Origin of the sequence: Bradyrhizobium arachidis (genome assembly GCF_024758505.1) — a bacterium.
GTDB classification, from domain to species: Bacteria; Pseudomonadota; Alphaproteobacteria; order Rhizobiales; family Xanthobacteraceae; genus Bradyrhizobium; species Bradyrhizobium manausense_C.
In genome coordinates, this window is sequence record NZ_CP077970.1 from 7,480,848 (window position 1) to 7,499,255 (window position 18,408).

An 18,408-nucleotide genomic window follows, 5' to 3' on the forward strand; every position below is an offset into this window, starting at 1 on the left:
ACATTATGCCAAGATAGCGTCTGCGAACTGAGGCCGCATGAATTTTCGAAGCAATCTACGAAGGCTGATCAATGAGGTCGGATGCGACTTTATTCATCAATTGCCCTACCCTCATGTGGAACTCTTCTTCTGGCAACCCGACGACGGAACAGTCAATTTCGGCGACTATCTGTCGCTCGTGATCGTCGAACAATGTCTGCGGCGCTTTGGTCACACGCTCGCCGATGAAGTTCCGCGCGGCGCGCGCCTGTTCGCAATCGGCTCGATCCTGCACTACGCACGAAATGACGACGTCGTCTGGGGGAGCGGCATCAACGGGCGGGCGGGTCAAGGCGACCTCAACCGGCGGGTCGAGCAACTGGACGTCCGTGCGGTGCGCGGCCCGCGCACGCAGGAGATCCTGCGACGGCGCGGTCTTGCCGTTCCGGATGTATTTGGTGACCCTGCCCTGCTGCTTCCGCAGTTGTTTCCGGACCGCTTTCAACGGCGCCCGGTGCGCCCCTGGATTTTCGTGCCTAACCTGCACGATCTCGGCCTGATCGATCGCACCTTTGCGAATGTGGTCAGTCCGTTGGGGTCATGGAATCGGCGAATTGACGCCATTCTTGAGGCAGAGCTGGTGCTGGCAAGCTCCCTGCACGGCATCGTCGTTGCGGAAGCCTTCGGCATACCGGCGCGATATGTGCGACTGAGTGAAGGCGAGTCCGAGTTCAAGTACCGTGACTACTATGAAGGCACGGGCCGCTTCGATGTCGAATTCGCCTCCGGCCTCGACGAGGGGCGCGAAATGGGAGGCGCGCCACGCCTCACTTTCGATCATCAAGCCTTGATGGACGCCTTCCCCATCGATCTCTGGAACGGGACACACTGACATGCCAAGACGCCTCCGCGTCGCGATCTATGCGCCGCATTTCGCGGAATATTCCTATCGTCTTGCCGCAGCACTGGCGCGGCATTGCGATGTCCGTCTCGTGCTCAACCGCAAGGACGCCAACCAGCAGTGGAACCTGTCCTGGATTCCGGCGTCGACGCCGTTCGACGCGCGCATTCGCGATCTCAGCCTGCGTCGGTTCGGCGCGATCGGCCTGCCGAAGTCCTTTCTCGACATCCTGGCGTTCCGCCCGGACGTGGTCCATTGCCATGAATGTCCGGAGTATTTTACGGCCGGACTGATGGAGCTTCTTCGGCTCACGAGCCTGCCGCGCGTCCTCACCGTCCATGACGCGATTCCCCATTCCGAGGGCGGATCCGGCACGAACTCCAGCGAGGAGGCGTTGAGAGGACGAATGCGCGCCGGCGCAACGCATGTCACGGTGCACGGCGAGCGCTGCGTCAGCGACTTCCGTCGCGCATCGCCCGACTACAAGGGAGAGATCACGTCCTCCATGCACGGGGTTCTGATGGTGCCGCCTGACGACGTTGCGCCGCTTCAGCCGACCGCCGGGCGCATCCTCTTCTTCGGACGCATGTGGGCCTACAAGGGGCTCGATGTCTTCCTCGACGCAATCGACAAGCTGGCGCAACGAGGCGTGCCGCATCAAGCCATCGTGGCGGGCCGCGGCCCGGAGATGGCGCGGCTCGGCACACGCATGGCCGGGATGCCAACCATCGAGACGATCGATGCCTATATCTCCCCCGAAGACACCGGCTCGCTATTCCAATCTGCCGAGGTCGTTGCCCTGCCCTACAAGGACGCCTCGCAAAGCGGCGTGCTGGCCTCGGCCTACGGCAATCGGCGGCCCGTGGTGGCGAGCGCGACGGGTGGGATTCCCGACGTCGTCGACGACGGGGTCAACGGTCTGCTGGTGCCACCGGGAGATGCCGCGGCGCTCGCAGATGCGCTGGAGCGCGTTCTCACCTCGAGATCGTTGGCTGCAACGCTGGCCGAAGGCGCGCGACAAACGGCGGCGGGATCGCTGAACTGGGATCACATCGCCGACGGGCTGTTCTCGACCTATCGCCGTCTCGCAGCCTGAGCATGCCTCCGTCTCTCACGACGAGACGGATTGCTCCATCTTTCCGAGCGGCCGGAAGAACAGGCTCCGCAAGGCGCCATCCAGCCGCCGCCGCAGCCTGACCTCGATGAGTTCGTAGCTGATCGCGCTCGCGATCAGCGACATTGCCAGCCCGATCAGGATGAACGCGGCCCAGAGCAGCCAGCGGTCGACGCCCGCGGCGACGAACTTCAGCCCGATCACCTGCAACGGGAAGAGCACAAAGGGGTGCACAAGATAAAGGCTGTAACTGATCTTGCCGACATATTGCAGCGCCGGCGTGCTGAGCGCACGGCCGATGCCCGAGCCCGTGGCCAGCACCATGCCGAACAGCAAGACACCCGGGATGAGACCGACAAAGGGATGAAACAGCACCAGGCTCGCATACATGGCAGCCCCGCACATCAACCCCGCGACAAGACCCGGCACTCCCGGGATATGGATGCGAAAGCCGACGGCGCTGAACAGCATGCCGACACAGAAGAACGCCGTGATCGGCCAGTGGAACACGCAGGCAAACCCCAGCAGGATCAGCGGCCCGGCCATCGCTCTGCCACCCAGCCGGATCGCAACAAAGGTCAGTGCGAACCAGATGTAGAACGCCCATTCATAGGTCAGGGTCCAGGCATTCTGCTGCGCGATCGGCAGACCCAGCGCATCCTGCAGGAAGAAGAGATTGGCGGTGAATATCCCGAGATAGCTTGCGACGTCGATCCCGCGAAAGAACTTGTAGCCGACGATCGGCCCGATCACGAACAGGGCGAAGTGCAGAACGACGAAGACCGGCATGATGCGCATCACGCGGTCGAAGAAGAATTTTGGCAGTGATCCATGCCGCACCAGGCTTGCGGGGATCAGGAAGCCGCTGATCATGAAGAACAGTTCGACACCGTGTCCGCCGACATTGATCGTCGACTGCAACCATGGCCACAGCGGCGGCAGGAAGCCGGGATCGGGGATGTCATATACCCCTCCCTTGGGCATGTCGTAGAAATGATCCATCAGCACGCTGAGGGCCGCGATGCCGCGCAGTCCCTGCACCGACGGCACGAACGAGCCATCGTAAGTCCCGCGCGCCTGTGGTGCCGCGCCCGTCACTCAGCGGCACCCTGGCTGCTGAGCGCCGGCTCGAGAACGACGGCCCGCCTGCGCTCCGAACGGAACCTGTGGCCAAGGGCGATGCACGGCTTCTCGACGAAGGCATACGTCACCCAGCTCACGAGAAGCGACAGCGCAAGGACCATTGCGACGAACAGGGACCATCCGAGCGGCCCTTCACCGACGCCGAGGCCACGGTGAATCCAGACGATGACGAACGGTGACATCAGATAGACGGAATAGCTGATCACGCCGACGAACGCGATCGGGCGCCAGGCCATCCGTTCGCCGAACGCGGCGGATGCGATGAAGACCAGCGCCGCGCAGACATAGGCCGATCCGATCGAATAGCTGTAGAAGAAGTTCTCCTGATAGACGCCGCCAAAGCGCCTGTCGGACAACGTGATCGCGAAGACGGCGTAGGCCGCGGTGCAGGCTGCGACATGCCCCCATCGCAGCTTTCCGCCGATCACCGCATCGCGGACGATCTTGCCGAGGAACATCGCCGACAGGTTCAGCCCCACTTCCAGCACCGAGGAGACCGCCCTGCTCTCGGTGAGGAGCGGCACGATGATGCCGATCACCGCGGCCGTGACGACGATCGCCGGAGCCGTGAAGCGGTTGTTGAGCAAGCCCATCGCGAAGAGAATCGTGCAACCCACATAGAACAGCAGCTCGATGGCAAGGGTCCAGTAGAAGATCCAGAGATTTGGCACATTCACGAAGGTCTGGAGCATCGTCACATTGGCGAGGAGCTGCGACAGCGGGAAGGCCTTGGACTCCAGCACCTGCATCGTGACCAGTCCGATCACGATCGACGTCCAATAGGCCGGATAGAGGCGGAAAAAGCGGCTGATCGCGAAATCACGCACGGGCGTCGCGCTGTCCGGGAAGCTGAACGGAATGACGAAGCCGCTGACGAAGAAGAACAGCACCACGCCGAACCGGCCGAAATTGATGTAGTACCCGATCGCGTCGTGGAACGCCCAATAGTACGCGCCCGTCGGGTGGTTCTGCACGATCACCTCGAGCGCGTGCTGGAACAGCACGGACAGCACGGCGATGCCCCGCAACGTATCGATAAATGCCAGCCGTTTATGCATTCCGCGCCTTCTTTTCCATTTACGAGCCGACTATGCCGGCCTCGGCATATCGCCGCCGAGCTTCCTCAACCCGCCCTCGATCCGAACCGCGTGGAGCGGGCGCGGCCGGCTTGCCACGACGAGGTCTATCGTCTTGTCCTTGGCCGACAAGCGCTTGGAGAACACTTCGCTGAAGCTCAATGCGATGATCAGCAGGCCCGATGCCGGGCCGTAGTTCAGGACCGTGATCGTGAAGAGATTGACGACGAAGATCAGGGTGAGCTTGTAGACGTCGGTCGCCGCGAAAGTGGCGCGAAACACCATCACCATGAATGCGACGAACGGGAGCCCGAACATCAGATACGTGCCGATGTAGAAATTGTCGACCGGCACCCAATAGGCGGCGAGCGGCGAGAACAATTTCTGCGGATAGTTGAAACATCCCGCGCCGCAGCCGGTGACCAGGCCGATCGGCATCAGCTGGCTCATATAGACGAAGGGCAGTTGCCAGCTGTTGTTGATGCGATCGAGAATGCTGAACATGGTCGAGTGCGGCACCGCAGCTGTGCCGGAGGCGAGCACGATCATGAAGAACGGAAGCAGGATCGCGGCGAACGACCACAGCGCGATACCGCGAATGGCGGGAAAACGGGACTTCTCCGGTAGCATGCGCACGAAGAGGAGAAGCAGCAGATAGAGCACCAGGACGATCATGGTCGTCTTGCTGGTGGTCAGGCGAATGGCGTAGATCGCGATGCCGCCGAACAAGATGCACCAGGTCGTGCTCTTGCGAATCGAGGTGATCGCGAACGACGCCAGGATGAAGAAGGCGGCCATGGTGTTGTCGGCCGCAAAGCCCATCAGGCGCTGGTCGTCGCCGCCATAGGCCCACCAGAGCCGCCCCGCCTCGCGCACCGCGCCGAACGACTCGTATTTGAACCCGACCCACGGCATGAGGAAGAACTTGGTCAGCACGACGCCGATCACCGACAGATAGAACGTTGCGGCGATGACCGCGAGCAGCTTCTTGTAAGAGCCAAGGCTCGAGTCGCAGAAGCAGAAGCCGACGAAGATCGGCAGCATCATCTTGAACGACGAGATCGCAGCGTTGCCGGTGCCGAGCATGATGTAGCTCAGCACCAACGACAGCATGACCTGCGCCAGCACCAGGAGCGCCAGGATGCTGCGGTTGCGGAGAATGCAGTGCACGACGAACTGGACGAGGCACAGCATCGCGATGCCGTCGGGCACGTACCACAACGCGTCCAGGTGCAGGATGCTGGTGTAGTACCGCATCACGCCGCCGAAGGCGTCGCGGACCAGATAGGTTCCGAGCGCGATCGCCTCGATGTTGAGGCTGATCGGCGTGATCCGGGGGCGCTGGATGACGAAGGCGCTCATGTCCGCCTCAGTTCGACGGCCGCGCCGAGGGCGCAGGCGCGGTGGAAAACTCCGGCCGGGTCCGAAGCAGATTCCGGAACAGCTTGCCGCCGGGGATTTCCACGTAGAGATAGGTGAAGTGCGAGACCACAAACACGGCCGCGAGTGAGACGACCAGATTGATTGTGGCGGGCAGCCCGGCGCAAATCGAATCGAGCGTGCCGATGGGTCGAGGACCGACCGCACGCACGAAATATTCGGCAAAGAGCACCACGAGCGCGTGAACCATGTAGACGGAATAGGATCTCCGGCCGACCCAGACCAACGGCCTTGCGACCAGCACTCGCGGCACCAGCATTGCGTCGGGAAACGCCAGCAGGCTTCCCAGGAAGACCGCAAAGGTCAATGGCGCAAGAAAACTCGCCACCGGGTAGACCTCGACGGCCGACACAAGCACGATGCTCGCAACCATGGCCGCAAGCTGGATCGCACCTTGCGATGCAGGCGCGATCCCCCGCGGCACGCGCTGGACCAAGCGGACCGTCACGACACCGAGGAAAAAGCTCGTGAAGCAGCGCAGAATGCCGAAGTCGGTCTGAAGTCCGAGGCTCGGCTTGTCGAGCACGAAGATGATGACGAGCAGGCTGCCGGCCGCAATCAGCCCGGCACATATATAAAGACACACGAGCGAGCTTAGCCGCTGGGCGAGCAGGACCACCAGGCCGAACACCAGATAGGTGTAGAACTCGACGCTGATGCTCCAGCTCGGCGCGTTCCAGCTCAGATAGTCGATGAACCCCATCGAGTGCAGAAGAAAGATGTTGAGCACGAACGAGTAGCCGTTGTTCACCTCGAACGCCGTCGGCACCGCCACCACGACCCCGGCGGTGACCAGACCGATTCGCAGCAGGCGAAACAGCAGGCTTGCGAGCAGCATGACGATGTGCAGCGGATAGACGCGCGCAAGCCGCCGCACCATGAATTCACGCACCGAGAAGCGCCCGAACTCGCCATTGACGTAGCTCAGCGTCATCACGATGCCACTGAGCACGAAGAAGAGGTCGACCAGAAGCCAGGCACTTCTGAAAAACGACCAGTTGATCCACGCGTTGTGCGGAAACGCCGCGAGGAATGTCGGCATCAGGAGCAGGTGATGAATCACCACCGACGTTGCCGCTATTCCCCGGATGCTGTCGAGCGGAAGGACATGAGCTTTCTCACGATGAACCAACTCCGTCACTTCAGCATTCCCATCGACTTTGCACTGCAACAGTGTGTCTTAGTTCGATTGCTCTTTCAATCTGCGCATCGCGCAGCACTCTCATCGCTGCATGACGGCCAGAAGCAATTTCATCGCTCGTGGTCTGTTCGAACATATTTGCGCCAAGCTTGCGTATCGTGACGGGAAAGCAGTTCGAGTTCGAAGCCCAATCGCGCTCCCAATTGTCGCGCGCTCGGCGCGCAGACCTCGACTGCTCCATGATGGTTGCGATGCTTTGCGTGCAAAGTTTGCGCAAAATCCGACGTTGTTGCGAAAAGATTCACAGCCCTGCCATTTTCTGAATCATCCGCGAAATGTTGGAACAACTGCGCAGCAGAGTTGTTGTAGAAGGTTTGCGTGACGCTTCTGCTGCAACGATCGTGTGCATCGACTCGTCGATCTCCTGCACACGCCGGCGACATCTGCACAACGGGCGAGCATGAGCACGTTGCGCGATCGCACTACACCCCTTGAGATGGAACTCCATCGATTGTGCACGTGAACCTTTTGCATCGCACAAAAATTGACACAGTTGTTCGTCACCCTCCTTGCGTCGCTTGCATGGAGCCGACGAAGGAGAAGGAATGAGAAGAACATTCGGAATCCGTCAGGCGGCAGTCGACGGACAGCTGCGACTGCGATCGGTCGTCCTGATCGGTTCGGTGCTGGCCGTCCTTGTCGTCCAGCCATGCCATGCGCAATGCGTCGAATTCACCGATCGCGCCCGCCAGGTTGACCTCGATACGTTCGTCAAATCGCCGTCCTCTTTGCTCGAGAGGCTGCGCAACGACAAGGAGAAGCTGAAATTTCAGCTTGCCTCCTACATCGCCACCAATCCTGCGATCCTGCCTTCCGTGCAGACACTGATCACCGAATCGACATCGTCGGACCGGTCCGCGATTGGCGGAGCGCTTCGTCTCGCCGAAGCGCGATGCACCTCGACCAAGCCCGACGCGGCGCGCAAGATCAAGGAGTTCACGCAACGGGTGGGCGATCTCGCGGTGCAGGCTGGTTATTCGGCGGCTGGAGAGGACAGCACCGGCGCGCAACTTGCAACGCGAGACAAGAACACGAAGCAACCCGGTCGCAGCGGCGATCTCATCGAGGGAGAATGGAAGACGAAACTGGCTAACCCGTTCAAGCCGCTTCCTATCCCACGCTAGTCATCATCGCCAAGGCAGTGAATTTCCAAATGTATCAACCCCGGGAACAATTCCATTCCGCGCACCGCTTCGGAATCGAATTTGGTGGAGCGGTCCTCAGCTTCGAGCGCGTGGCCGACGTGCTGCGTCGGCAGTGGCCTCTGATCGTCGCGGCCGTCTGCGGCTCCCTGATGCTCGTGCTGATCTATCTGGTGCTGGCCAAGCCGATGTATACGGCAAACGCCCGCATCATGATGGACACCCGCCAGACGCAGGTTCTGGACAAGGACAGCGGCACCAACAGCGCACTCATCGATACCGGCTACGTCGACAGCCAGGTCGAGGTGATCAACTCGGACGACCTCATCCTGTCGGTCGTTCGCCGTCTCAAACTGACGCAAGATCCAGAATTCAACGGATCCAATGCCGGCGTCGTCGCAGTGGTGATCGGCAAGATCATGTCGCTGTTCGACTCGGGTGAGCCGGCATCGCAGGAACGCATCGAGCACGCTGTGGTCGAACGCGTTCAGAAGAACCTCCGGGTCGAGCGCGTGCTGACCACTTACGTGCTGTCGCTCAGCTATCGTTCGGAGAACCCGGACAAGGCGATGAAGGTCGCCAATGCCATCGCGGATGCCTATATTGTGGGCGCGCTGGAGGCGAAATACCAGTCGACCAAACGCGCGACTGAATGGCTCCAGCAACGCAGCGCCGAGCTCAGCGAGCAGGCCTCCGCCAGCGACCGGGCGGTGCAAACCTTCAAGGCCGAGCACAACATCGTCGGAACCAGCCGCGGCTTGATGTCCGAGCAACAGCTCTCCGACCTCAACACGCAGCTCGTCCAGGCCCGCGCGGCGACGGCCGAGGCGAAGGCGCGCCTCGACCGGATCGACGGAATCTCCGATCAGGACCTCGCTCAGCCAACGGTGACGGACGCGCTCAACAACACGGTCATTACCCGCCTGCGCGCCCAGTATCTGGATCTGCAGGCGCAGTATTCCGATTGGTCGAAGCGTTACGGCAAGACCCATCTGGCGGCCGTGAACCTTGCCAACAAGATGGAGGAACTGCGCAAGAACATCGCCGACGAAGTTCGCCGCATCGCCGACGCCTATCGCAGCGATTATGAGATCGCCAAGAGCCGAGAGGCCTCGCTCGAGAAGAATGTGAAGGACCTGGTTGCTCAGGCGGGCCATACCGGGCAAGCCGAAGTCAAACTGCGCGATCTGGAAAGCGCGGCCGACACCTATCGGAATTTGTACAACAACTTCCTGGAGAAGCTCCAGAGCGCCACCCAGAATCAGAGCTTCCCTCTGAGCGAGGCGCGCCTCATCAGCACCGCCACGAAGCCTGATCGCAAGAGCTCGCCGAAAACGGTGCTGGCGCTGGTGGGCGGCCTGGTGGGCGGGCTCTGCCTCGGCTTTGGCGCCGCGTTTGCGCGCGAGCTGTTGAGCGACGTCCTGCGTACTCCGGGCGAGGTCGAGGAGGAGCTCGGCGTGAAGTGTCTCGGCATCCTTCCGGACATCGGCCCGGCACGGCAGATGCCGAAAGCGCGCGCACTGGCGCCACTCGCGGGTCGAGATGCCGGAAACGCCAATGGGGCGATCGCCCGCTATGTGGTCGACCATCCGTTCTCGCGCTTCGCTGAGACCTTGCGCAACATCAAGGTGTCGATCGACGTCGCGCGACTGAATCGGGAGATCAAGGTGATCGGCATCGTCTCGTCCCTGCCGAAGGAAGGAAAGACGACGGTAGCCGCCAATTTCGGACACTTGACCGCGCTGACCGGTCACCGCACGCTATTGATCGACGGCGACCTGCATACGCGCTCGCTGACCCGGGAGCTCGCGCCCAACGCCAAGACCGGCCTGATCGAGGCACTGACCGATCCGAGCTCGTTCGGATATCACATCCAGCGCAGCAAGGAGACAGGGCTCGACTTCCTGCCGTCCGTCGTAGCCTCGCGTATGGTCAACTCCGCCGACGTGATGGCTTCCAAGGCGCTCGCCGATCTGCTCGCTATGGTGCGGGAAGACTACGATTACATCGTGATCGATCTCGCTCCGGTGATGCCGGTCGCGGACTCCAAGGCGGTGAGCTTCCTGATCGACGCCATGGTCTATGTGATCGAATGGGGCAACACGACGCGAAGCGCACTTCAGGAGTCAGTATCCGGCTCGGAAATTCTCCAGAAGAAGCTGATCGGTGCCGTGCTCAACCGCGCCGACCCCAAGATGCTCAAGCGCATCGAGGCGTATAAGGGCAAGCACCACAACAGCTATTACGTCGAGCACGCGTAAGCGCAGCGAAAAGCCGCGGCCCGGACAGAGGTCCGGGCCTCGCGGTCGATCGAACCATCGGCGCCGCGGGCCGTCGCGCGTCCACATGAGTCCGAACGTGGTCAGGTCCTCCAGGCTTTGAGGCCTCCGGCTCTCGCCCTCCACACACAAGTCGACACACCCTGGGTCGAATCCTGTCCCGACGTCGTCTTGATTGCTTGCCGCACCGCCGATCACAGGACGCTCAAGAGGTGCGCCCAGCCGCAGCCTGTAGAGCCCGCACGTCCTCTCCGAACACCGTAGTCGCCCGGAATCCACAAACAGCGATGCCTGCCGTAGCGAACCATGGTGGTCATGGACCACAGCGGTCGCGACATAAACTTTTGTTGCAATTGCCTATTGGGCAGGAATAGGCCGAATAAGCTGGCCGCCTCACGGACAACAGGCGTTGCCGAGGTTTTGTGCACCCTTTTCTTCTGGGTTCCCCGGAGCTAACTTGACGTTATATTTGTTGGCTTTTTGGTAGGTTCGAATGGTGACTGTGCTCATTGTCTTGAGCGCGTGGGTGCTGCTCAACATTCTGTTCGTCTTGATCATGGTTCCCCCGCGCAAGCCGCAGCGGCCGAGCCCGCCCGCAACCCTTGCGCCGGCTCCAATCGATCGGAACTCGACCTCAGATCTTGACCAGGACGAGCCACTCTCGCTTCGTCACGTGGTGATGTCGGTCGCGATGGGAACCTTTTTCGTGCTGGTCCCCCCGCTGTTGGCACTACGCGACGCGATTGTCGGGTTCTTCAGGAAGATGCAGGGTGGGAATCGCGCTGGGGACCGAGCAGATTCCTAGGAGCGACGATGGTCCGCGCTCCCTGAGACAATCCTCTTAATAGGCTTCCTGGAACAAGACGGCAGCGGCCGTCCGGACCATGATCTTCAGATCGAGCCAGATGCTCCAGTTGCTGACGTACCAGACGTCGTACTCAACCCGCTTCTCCATGAGGTCGATGGTCGGCGTTTCGCCGCGAAAACCATTGACCTGTGCCCAGCCTGTCAGGCCCGGCTTCATGTGATGGCGGTACACATAATTGCTGATGAGTTCATCGTAGTAGTTGTCGTGGGCCAGCGCATGCGGACGCGGCCCGACCAGGGACATGTCGCCCCGGAGCACATTCCAGAGCTGGGGCAGCTCATCAATGCTCGTCATTCGCAGGAATCGCCCAAGCCTCGTAATCCGCGCGTCCCTCTTCGTCGCCTGGGCGATCGTCTGACCGTTCTCGCAGACGGTCATGCTGCGAAACTTCCAGATCTCGAACGGCTTGCCGTTGAAGCCACGGCGCGACTGTCGAAAGATGACCGGGCCGGCCGAATCCAGCTTGATCAGAACGGCGACCGTCACGAGGAGCGGCGCCAGGACGACGAGTGCGAACGCGGCCACGCCGACGTCGAGGCAGCGCTTCTGCAAGCGTTCGAACACGCTGAGCGGAGACCGTTGGATTTCGATCGCCACCGTCCCGCTGACCGGCAGAAACGGACGCGATACGAGATCGGCGATCGAATTGTCCGGCAGTAGCCGGATCGGCTGCGGCACCGCGCGCAGATACTGCCCGAGCTTCTGCAACAACGGCAGCTCGTTCCAGTCCACTGCCAACAGATATTCGTCGACGTCGGCCGCACGCGCCTGGCGAATGACGTCGCGAATCTCTCGCTCCCACCGGGTTGCTTCGCTATCGCCGCCAAGCACGAAGTGTCGCACGACATCGAATCCGTTCCGTCGCAGGTCCTTGAAGCGGTTCGACGTGAAATCGAGCGGCTTCAGGCTGAGCAGCACGACCTTGCGATCGACCAATCGTCCCCTCGCAAAGCTCGTGCCAAGCGCGAACTGCCACGCAAAGCGCAGGCTGGTCAGACCCACGCCGCCGATCGCGGCAAACATGATGACCGTGCCGCGCGACAAGTTGTCCGTCGACTTCAACAGAAACGCCGCCACAGCAAGAATCGTGAGCGACGCGAGCCAGATAATGACGGCCTTGCGCAGCTGCCAGACAAGGCTCAAGAGCCGGTGCGTTGCGTAGACGCCTTGGAAATAGGCAATCGCCACGAACACAGCGCCGACAATCAACCCGGCTCCGATCGAGGCGCCGTCCGCGGCGGAGGCGACCATGGCGCGATAGGATTCGGCGGCGACGACGTAGCAAAGCAGAATTAGCAGGAAGTCAGCTGCGATGACGAAGACCTGAAAAGGTCGCTGAAGGACGGCGCCGCGTCTTGACGAGACCGACTCGACATTATCGGAACTGTAAGTTGCTACAGCCATTCGAACCCTCACATGTCGATTGACGTTGCTTCCAAGAGCAGACGAGATTTTGAAGCGAACGATGCGCGTCGCGATCGCGACGATTTGCGATTTTCTCTGCAGAGGGTGTTAACTGATCGCAGCGACATTGTGGCGCTGCACGCAAATTTCTTGCAGTGCAGAGGCGTCTGCAATTTACGATTTTCTAAGATCGTCGTTTTCTTGAAAGTGTCGTGACGCTACTTGATGCGCAACGTGCCGCGGTTCGGATCAAATCACCGTGCGCTCGCGCATGTCGGTGTCGATTGGGAAAAAAATTCCTGGTTCCCGGAACATGCGAGTCCGACATGCGTTGCAATCCCTTCCCCACACATGGCTCTCGCATTCCCGTTGCCGAAACACTATAGAAGCGTCTCTCGCGCACGAAGTTTCGACGTTAACATCTCGCGCTGATTCTTGGCCGCCGCCCGCCGAGATCTGATCACCTCGACCCGGGCCGCTCGGCTTCTCAATGGTTCCCCTCCTGCGGCCTCGTCCGCCAAGAACAAAGCCGACGCTACCCGACGGGCTTCGCATCTACGCGATGTCTGACATTCATGGCTGCGCGCATCTGCTCGAGCAGATGCTGCAAGTGATCGATGCCGACCTCATCAATAGCCGGCCGCCCTACGCGCTCGAGATCTTCATGGGGGACTATATCGATCGCGGGCCGGATACGCGATCGACGCTCGATCTGCTGGTCGAACGGAGTCGCCGCGGGAACGCGATCTTCCTGAAGGGAAACCACGAGGCCATTCTGGTCGACGTCATGGAGGACCCTTCCCGGTTTGACGACTGGCTCCGCGTCGGCGGTGCCCAGACGCTGATGTCCTACGGGCTCACGCCGAACTCGCAGAAGGACGATCCCGCCGCGCTGCTGCGCAGGCTGCTGCAGGTGATGCCGACGGAGCACGTCGAGTTCCTTGACAATCTGCGGCTGAGCTTCACATGCGGGGATTTTTTCTTCGCGCATGCCGGCGTCCGTCCGGGAGTTCCCTTGGCCGAGCAGCGCGAAGCCGACCTGCTCTGGATCCGAGACGAGTTCCTGCAGTGCGAGAACGACTTCGGCAAATATGTGGTGCACGGCCACACGCCGGTGCGGACCGCCGAGCTGTTGGCCAATCGGGCCAATATCGATACCGGCGCCTATGCGACAGGAAATCTCACACTGATGAGCATCCAGGGCGCCAGCATGCTCGCGATCTGAGGCTGCCCGCGAACACCGACATATATATAAAGAGTGCGTTTATATAAAGAGTGCGTTGAGCATCCTTGGCGCCAAGCGAGGGCGCTTCCGTTCCTAGCTCGATGAGCGAAAATGCCAGTCCCGGCGGGCGCGGCTCTCGGCAATCCATCGACTCCAGGCCCGCTCGTGCTTGGCATAGAGCTCGAGCCAGCGTAATCCGCGCTCTTCGGCGCCGACATCCCGCTGATCCCACAGACGACGCCCGTTGGACAGGCGGCGCGCTGCGGGGCTGTCCAAAGTCTCGAACTCGATGGTCTCTTCGAGAGAGAGCCCGACGATCACGCGCTGGCCGACGGAATCGACCAGATACCGCCGCGGCGAATCCTTCTGGGGATCACTCATGTGTTTGACAGCCTGGAGAGGTGGCCTGATACGCGGTGAGACGCTCCAGGGCCGGCTAGAACGCGCGGCGCGCGTGTCCAAACGTCGTGGTCGGTGCCCTCGATCTGCGCAACGCTTCGCGATCCACCCCCTCAAGTCCCTGTTGCGAACGCGACGCGCGCAACGCGTAACCGACGAACAGGCCGGCGAAGAAGATGGACGCAGAGGTCAGTACAGAAATCATGAGGCTCGTCCCGAATAGTTCACGCTCTCATGATCATGCAAGTTGTGACGACATGATGATTCTCGATGCCGAAAGATTGTTCATCTCCTGATTTTCCTGTGCGATGACGATGACGATCATCATTCGTGACGCGCACGACACATCGCGGGATAGGACGAGCGTCAATAAGCTCCTTCGACCAGAAGCATGCCGCGCGGCCGACCCTATTCGAACGCGGATAACCCACAATATCCGACTACGGCAAGGCGCGTCTATGTTGCCGGAACCGTTCGAGTCGTGTGCGAGGTTGACCGATGTCAGCGATGCGTCCCATGCTTACTATCCTGACCTGCATCCTGCTCGTCATCGTCTCCGCGCAATCCAATGCAGAACCCGAATTGTTCAGCGATCTCCTCGTCTATGGCGGCACGGCGGCTGGTACGATGGCGGCCTATTCGGCTGCAAGGCAGGGCTCGCATGTCACCCTCCTCGAGCCGGGTGGGCATCTCGGGGGAATGGTCACGGGCGGGCTCTCGGCCACCGATCTTGGCGACGACCGTATCATCGGTGGATACGCACGGACGTATTATCGGCGGGTCGCGGAGCACTATGGTTGGCGCGACCTCGCCCAGCCATCATCATGGCTGTCGGAGCCGCACGTGGCCGAGCAGGTGTTCGACGACATGCTTCGCGAAGCTGGAGTCCGGGTTGTCTTCCACGCCAGAGTTCGCGAGCGGAACGGCGTTGCGGTTCAGGACCACAGGATCGTTCATCTCATCACCGAGGACGAACGCGTCTGGCGTTCGCAATTGTTCGTCGACGCCAGCTATAACGGAGATGTCCTGACGCAATCCGGCGTCGGGTACACGTGGGGTCGGGAAAGCAGCAAGACGTATGGTGAGAGTCTTGGTGGCGTGCGCGCGATGACGCCACAACACCAGTTCGCGTGGCCGATCCTCGCCTATCGCGACGACCACCATCTCTATCCGGAGATTTCCGATGGCCCGCTCGGAGTTGCGGGAAGCGGCGATCGAAAGGTGCAGGCCTATAACTTCCGTCTCATCCTGACCGACGATCCCGCCAATCGCCTGCCGCTCCCCAAACCCGACGGATACGACGCCGCGCAGTTCGCGCTGCTCGCAAAGTATCTGAAGGAGTTTGAGGGTCACATGGGCCGCGAGCCGCGCCTTTGGGATTTCTTCATGCCGGTCCGGATTCCAAACCACAAGGCGGATTTCAACAACAACGGCCCGATATCGACCGACTATATCGGCCATAGTTCGGCCTATCCCGACGCGACCTATGACGAGAAGCGGCAGATTCGCGACGACCACCTCCACTACACACAATCTCTGCTCTATTTCCTGGCGCACGACCCGGCGGTGCCCACGAGGCTGCGAAATGAGGTTGGCTCATGGGGGCTTGCGAAGGACGAATTCGAGGACACCGGCCATTGGCCACGGGAGTTGTACATCCGCGAAGGCCGCAGGATGATCGGCACTTACGTCCTGACACAGGCCGATCTACAGGACAGCAGGACCAAATGGGACTCGGTCGGCATGGGGGCCTACAACAGCGATGCGCACAACGTGCAGCGGATCGCAATGCCCGACGGATCGGTGCGCAACGAAGGCGACATGCAGGTGCCGGTGAGCCCCTATGAGATTCCATACCGAGCGATCACCCCTCGCAGCAACGAGGTCAAGAATCTACTTGTTCCGGTGTGTCTGTCGGCCTCCCATGTTGCCTACGCCTCATTGCGCATGGAGCCCCAGTTCATGATCATCGGCCAGGCCGCTGGCGTGGCCGCGGCGCTGGCCGTGCGAGATCGACGCCCCGTGCAGGACATCGATGTTGCGAAACTTCAGCACGAATTGAGAAAAACCGGGGCGGTCCTTTCGCTCGGCGACGAAGGAGCGAGCGGCAGATTGCCACCGGACTAAAGGCGCGAGGAGCCAGCGCTCCGCATTTGGGCATCGATTGCCTCATAATTGACGGGGCGTTTTCATTTCCGCATCGCGCAGTGACTCCCAAGCCTTGAGGCGACCCGGGATGCCTTTGAGTTCTTGCGGCCCTAGTAGGTCCTCAAGTTCAAATAGATTGCCCAAGCGCCTTCGCGTGCGCCGCGCGGCTGACCTACAGCCCAAAGCCTCGGCCAATTTCCCGCATGAGTCTGAGCGCGGCGTCGGTATTGCGGCCATAGAAGAGCGCTCTATCGAGCTGAGAAAAGATGCCCAATCCAAATAGCGCTATAGCAATGCCTCTAAGCATGGTTGTGGACCGGATTTGAACGATGCAGCGAAAGTTCAAAACGGCCCCAGCCGCAGGATGGGGTAACAGCCGGGGCCGGCATTCCCATTCCAATGTGCCGCATCGGCGGTAATCGGCACGCGTCTAGTTAGGCACACAGAAGCTAACGAACTATTTCGCGAGACAGGCGCGCGACCACGCGCCACTCATCGCCCCTAGCACCGTCGGTTCCCACGCCGGAACAGCGAGGGCTCCCGATTGGAACCGAGATCGCACCATGTTCAATCGGTGTAGGAGCGACGCCGCTCGGTTTCGACCGATTCGTTTGACGCCAAACAACGTCGCGCCCGCTCGATCTGTGCGTCGGTGGCGCCTTGACTACGGGCATACATCTCGGCCACCGGTGCCGAATACTTCGCGACGTAGTATCTGACCTCCGTGCAAGATATGCGCCCGGTGGGGCTGTGATTGCGCACTGCAAACGCTTCGGAGCTCAGGGAAATCAGCAACAAGACAGCAGCGCCGACAGCACGCACGATCATTCTGGTCATTTCCCCCATCTGGTAGCTTCGCCGCAGCAGGCCTGAATCGCGTCGAGCACGCAAATTAACAATCGTGGCTGGTGCAAAGTGATGTGCAACTGTTGCTTTCGTGCTGCGTCTTCGTCCCATAGGGGCGGCGAACCAATGGGAGCCTGCGATAGCCGGCCCACTCGGCAGCTAATCTTGACGACGCCGGACGACAGAGGGCCTGTGCGCCACAAATAACGTGGCGCGCCGGGCGTGGACGATGTTTGGTTGATGACGCAATGCATGGCGTGGCAGAGCGCGCCTGCGGCTCTCGTTACAACGCCATTTAAATAGTGGAGCCCACGGGCTGGAAGCGGGCGCTTCAATCCGAGCAGGAGTATCGAGCCGCAAAAGAATACCGCTGGCTACGATGCCCATGGAACAAGCAGCTCCGCGAAATAAAGGCGATAAATCCCGTAAGATACCGGTGTCATCGCGTCAGGGGTGGCGCGAGAGGCCTCTTGTTGTTGATTTTAATGCATTAATCATTAAATGCGGGTGCGCAAATAAATAAATGGACTGGCGAAATAGTTTAATTTAGATTTAAATTTAATCGGGGGGGCAAATGATCGTGATCGGTCCTGATCACGGACGTCGCTCCTGAGCCGAAGAATACTGCAGATCGAAAATTGCAAACGTGTGCGGACCGAGGACCGCACACGAATGGCAGGGGGATACAGCTCTAAATCTTTTCGCGTCACTTGGCAGCATTTGGCCAGATCGTCGCTACCGGACATGTCATTCGTCCGAGCGAACGCTCTTGATTTGCGTGAATTGATTTTGCGGCGGCGCTCTCTGCTCTGCATTGGCAGACGAGGGTTGCGAATGACATGCGCGTGTTTTGTGTGGGAATCCGAAACAATATTCGACCGGGCTCAGGCGAGTTCTTCTCGGTCAGCATGTGATCCTTCGATCGCGCTAAGTGGGCCGTTTGCGAACGATCCGCCAGCCGTCGCGTACGGTTCGACGCTTGATCTCTCGCTCCTGCCAGGCCGCGACCGCGCACGCGACATCCGATTGCGCGTTCGGAGCGACGCCAGCTCCAGACAAGCTTGAGCTCGTCACATGCTTTCCTTGCACATTTTTGAAGCCATGAGCATGACGACAGTCATGCTCGGCGGCACAGCATTTTTCTTCAGTAGTACAGGCAAGGCAGCGGCCGATCATCATCGCGCTGTTGCGCAATTTGTGCAGGTCCGTGAAGGCGGACGGCGTATCACCCGGAGGATTTAGC

General features: G+C 60.6%; 15 protein-coding genes. 8 read left to right on the forward strand and 7 right to left on the reverse strand.

Going from position 1 to position 18,408, the window contains the following annotated elements:
* The first annotated feature begins 37 nt into the window (after nt 1-37).
* Nucleotides 38-871 (forward strand): polysaccharide pyruvyl transferase family protein, encoded by an 834-nt coding sequence (locus tag KUF59_RS34755; RefSeq protein ID WP_258767715.1) that lies wholly within the window; start codon nt 38-40, stop codon nt 869-871.
* A gap of 1 nt (nt 872) precedes the next feature.
* The gene (locus KUF59_RS34760; RefSeq protein ID WP_212461858.1) at nt 873-1,976 is read left to right on the forward strand and encodes a glycosyltransferase family 4 protein; all 1,104 of its coding nucleotides are present in this window, start codon (nt 873-875) and stop codon (nt 1,974-1,976) included.
* Between the two features lie 15 nt (nt 1,977-1,991).
* On the opposite strand, the gene KUF59_RS34765 is transcribed toward KUF59_RS34760, so the two are convergent.
* The 4 genes from KUF59_RS34765 to KUF59_RS34780 are packed head-to-tail and all read right to left on the reverse strand — an operon-like array spanning nt 1,992 to nt 6,794.
* Entirely contained in the window at nt 1,992-3,092 is a 1,101-nt protein-coding gene (locus KUF59_RS34765) for an acyltransferase family protein (RefSeq protein ID WP_258767716.1), read from the reverse strand.
* The gene (locus KUF59_RS34770; RefSeq protein ID WP_258767717.1) at nt 3,089-4,195 is read right to left on the reverse strand and encodes an acyltransferase family protein; all 1,107 of its coding nucleotides are present in this window, start codon (nt 4,193-4,195) and stop codon (nt 3,089-3,091) included. Before KUF59_RS34770 ends, KUF59_RS34765 begins: the two co-directional genes overlap by 4 nt.
* Before the next feature lie 30 nt (nt 4,196-4,225).
* Nucleotides 4,226-5,575: a hypothetical protein gene (locus KUF59_RS34775; RefSeq protein ID WP_212461861.1), complete on the reverse strand. Its 1,350-nt coding sequence runs from the start codon at nt 5,573-5,575 to the stop codon at nt 4,226-4,228.
* A 7-nt stretch (nt 5,576-5,582) separates the two neighbouring features.
* On the reverse strand, nt 5,583-6,794 hold the full coding sequence (locus KUF59_RS34780) for an acyltransferase family protein (RefSeq protein WP_258767718.1): 1,212 nt from the start codon (nt 6,792-6,794) through the stop codon (nt 5,583-5,585).
* Nucleotides 6,795-7,477: 683 nt separating this feature from the next.
* Between KUF59_RS34780 and KUF59_RS34785 the strand changes: the two genes are divergently transcribed.
* The 3 genes from KUF59_RS34785 (at nt 7,478) to KUF59_RS34795 (ending at nt 11,080) form a co-directional block, all read left to right on the forward strand.
* Nucleotides 7,478-7,978: a hypothetical protein gene (locus KUF59_RS34785; protein ID WP_258767719.1), complete on the forward strand. Its 501-nt coding sequence runs from the start codon at nt 7,478-7,480 to the stop codon at nt 7,976-7,978.
* Nucleotides 7,979-8,007: 29 nt separating this feature from the next.
* A complete protein-coding gene (locus KUF59_RS34790; RefSeq protein ID WP_258767720.1) occupies nt 8,008-10,257 on the forward strand; it encodes an AAA family ATPase in 2,250 nt (749 codons plus the stop codon).
* A gap of 511 nt (nt 10,258-10,768) precedes the next feature.
* Nucleotides 10,769-11,080 (forward strand): hypothetical protein, encoded by a 312-nt coding sequence (locus tag KUF59_RS34795; RefSeq protein ID WP_258767721.1) that lies wholly within the window; start codon nt 10,769-10,771, stop codon nt 11,078-11,080.
* A 36-nt stretch (nt 11,081-11,116) separates the two neighbouring features.
* Here KUF59_RS34795 and KUF59_RS34800 read toward each other — a convergent pair whose 3' ends face one another.
* Nucleotides 11,117-12,547, reverse strand: coding sequence for an undecaprenyl-phosphate glucose phosphotransferase (locus KUF59_RS34800; RefSeq protein ID WP_212461864.1), 1,431 nt, complete (start codon nt 12,545-12,547; stop codon nt 11,117-11,119).
* Between the two features lie 490 nt (nt 12,548-13,037).
* Between KUF59_RS34800 and KUF59_RS34805 the strand changes: the two genes are divergently transcribed.
* Nucleotides 13,038-13,772, forward strand: a complete 735-nt coding sequence (locus KUF59_RS34805) for a metallophosphoesterase family protein (protein WP_258767722.1) — start codon at nt 13,038-13,040, stop codon at nt 13,770-13,772.
* 93 nt (nt 13,773-13,865) lie between these two features.
* On the opposite strand, the gene KUF59_RS34810 is transcribed toward KUF59_RS34805, so the two are convergent.
* On the reverse strand, nt 13,866-14,153 hold the full coding sequence (locus KUF59_RS34810; RefSeq protein WP_212461866.1) for a hypothetical protein: 288 nt from the start codon (nt 14,151-14,153) through the stop codon (nt 13,866-13,868).
* Nucleotides 14,154-14,687: 534 nt separating this feature from the next.
* Here KUF59_RS34810 and KUF59_RS34815 point away from each other — a divergent pair.
* On the forward strand, nt 14,688-16,298 hold the full coding sequence (locus KUF59_RS34815) for an FAD-dependent oxidoreductase (RefSeq protein WP_258767723.1): 1,611 nt from the start codon (nt 14,688-14,690) through the stop codon (nt 16,296-16,298).
* A gap of 588 nt (nt 16,299-16,886) precedes the next feature.
* On the opposite strand, the gene KUF59_RS34820 is transcribed toward KUF59_RS34815, so the two are convergent.
* Nucleotides 16,887-17,156: a hypothetical protein gene (locus tag KUF59_RS34820; RefSeq protein WP_258767724.1), complete on the reverse strand. Its 270-nt coding sequence runs from the start codon at nt 17,154-17,156 to the stop codon at nt 16,887-16,889.
* 1,083 nt (nt 17,157-18,239) lie between these two features.
* Between KUF59_RS34820 and KUF59_RS34825 the strand changes: the two genes are divergently transcribed.
* Nucleotides 18,240-18,407 carry a hypothetical protein gene (locus KUF59_RS34825; protein ID WP_212461868.1) on the forward strand — a complete coding sequence of 56 codons (168 nt, stop codon included), beginning with the start codon at nt 18,240-18,242 and terminating at the stop codon, nt 18,405-18,407.
* Nucleotide 18,408: the final 1 nt, after the last annotated feature.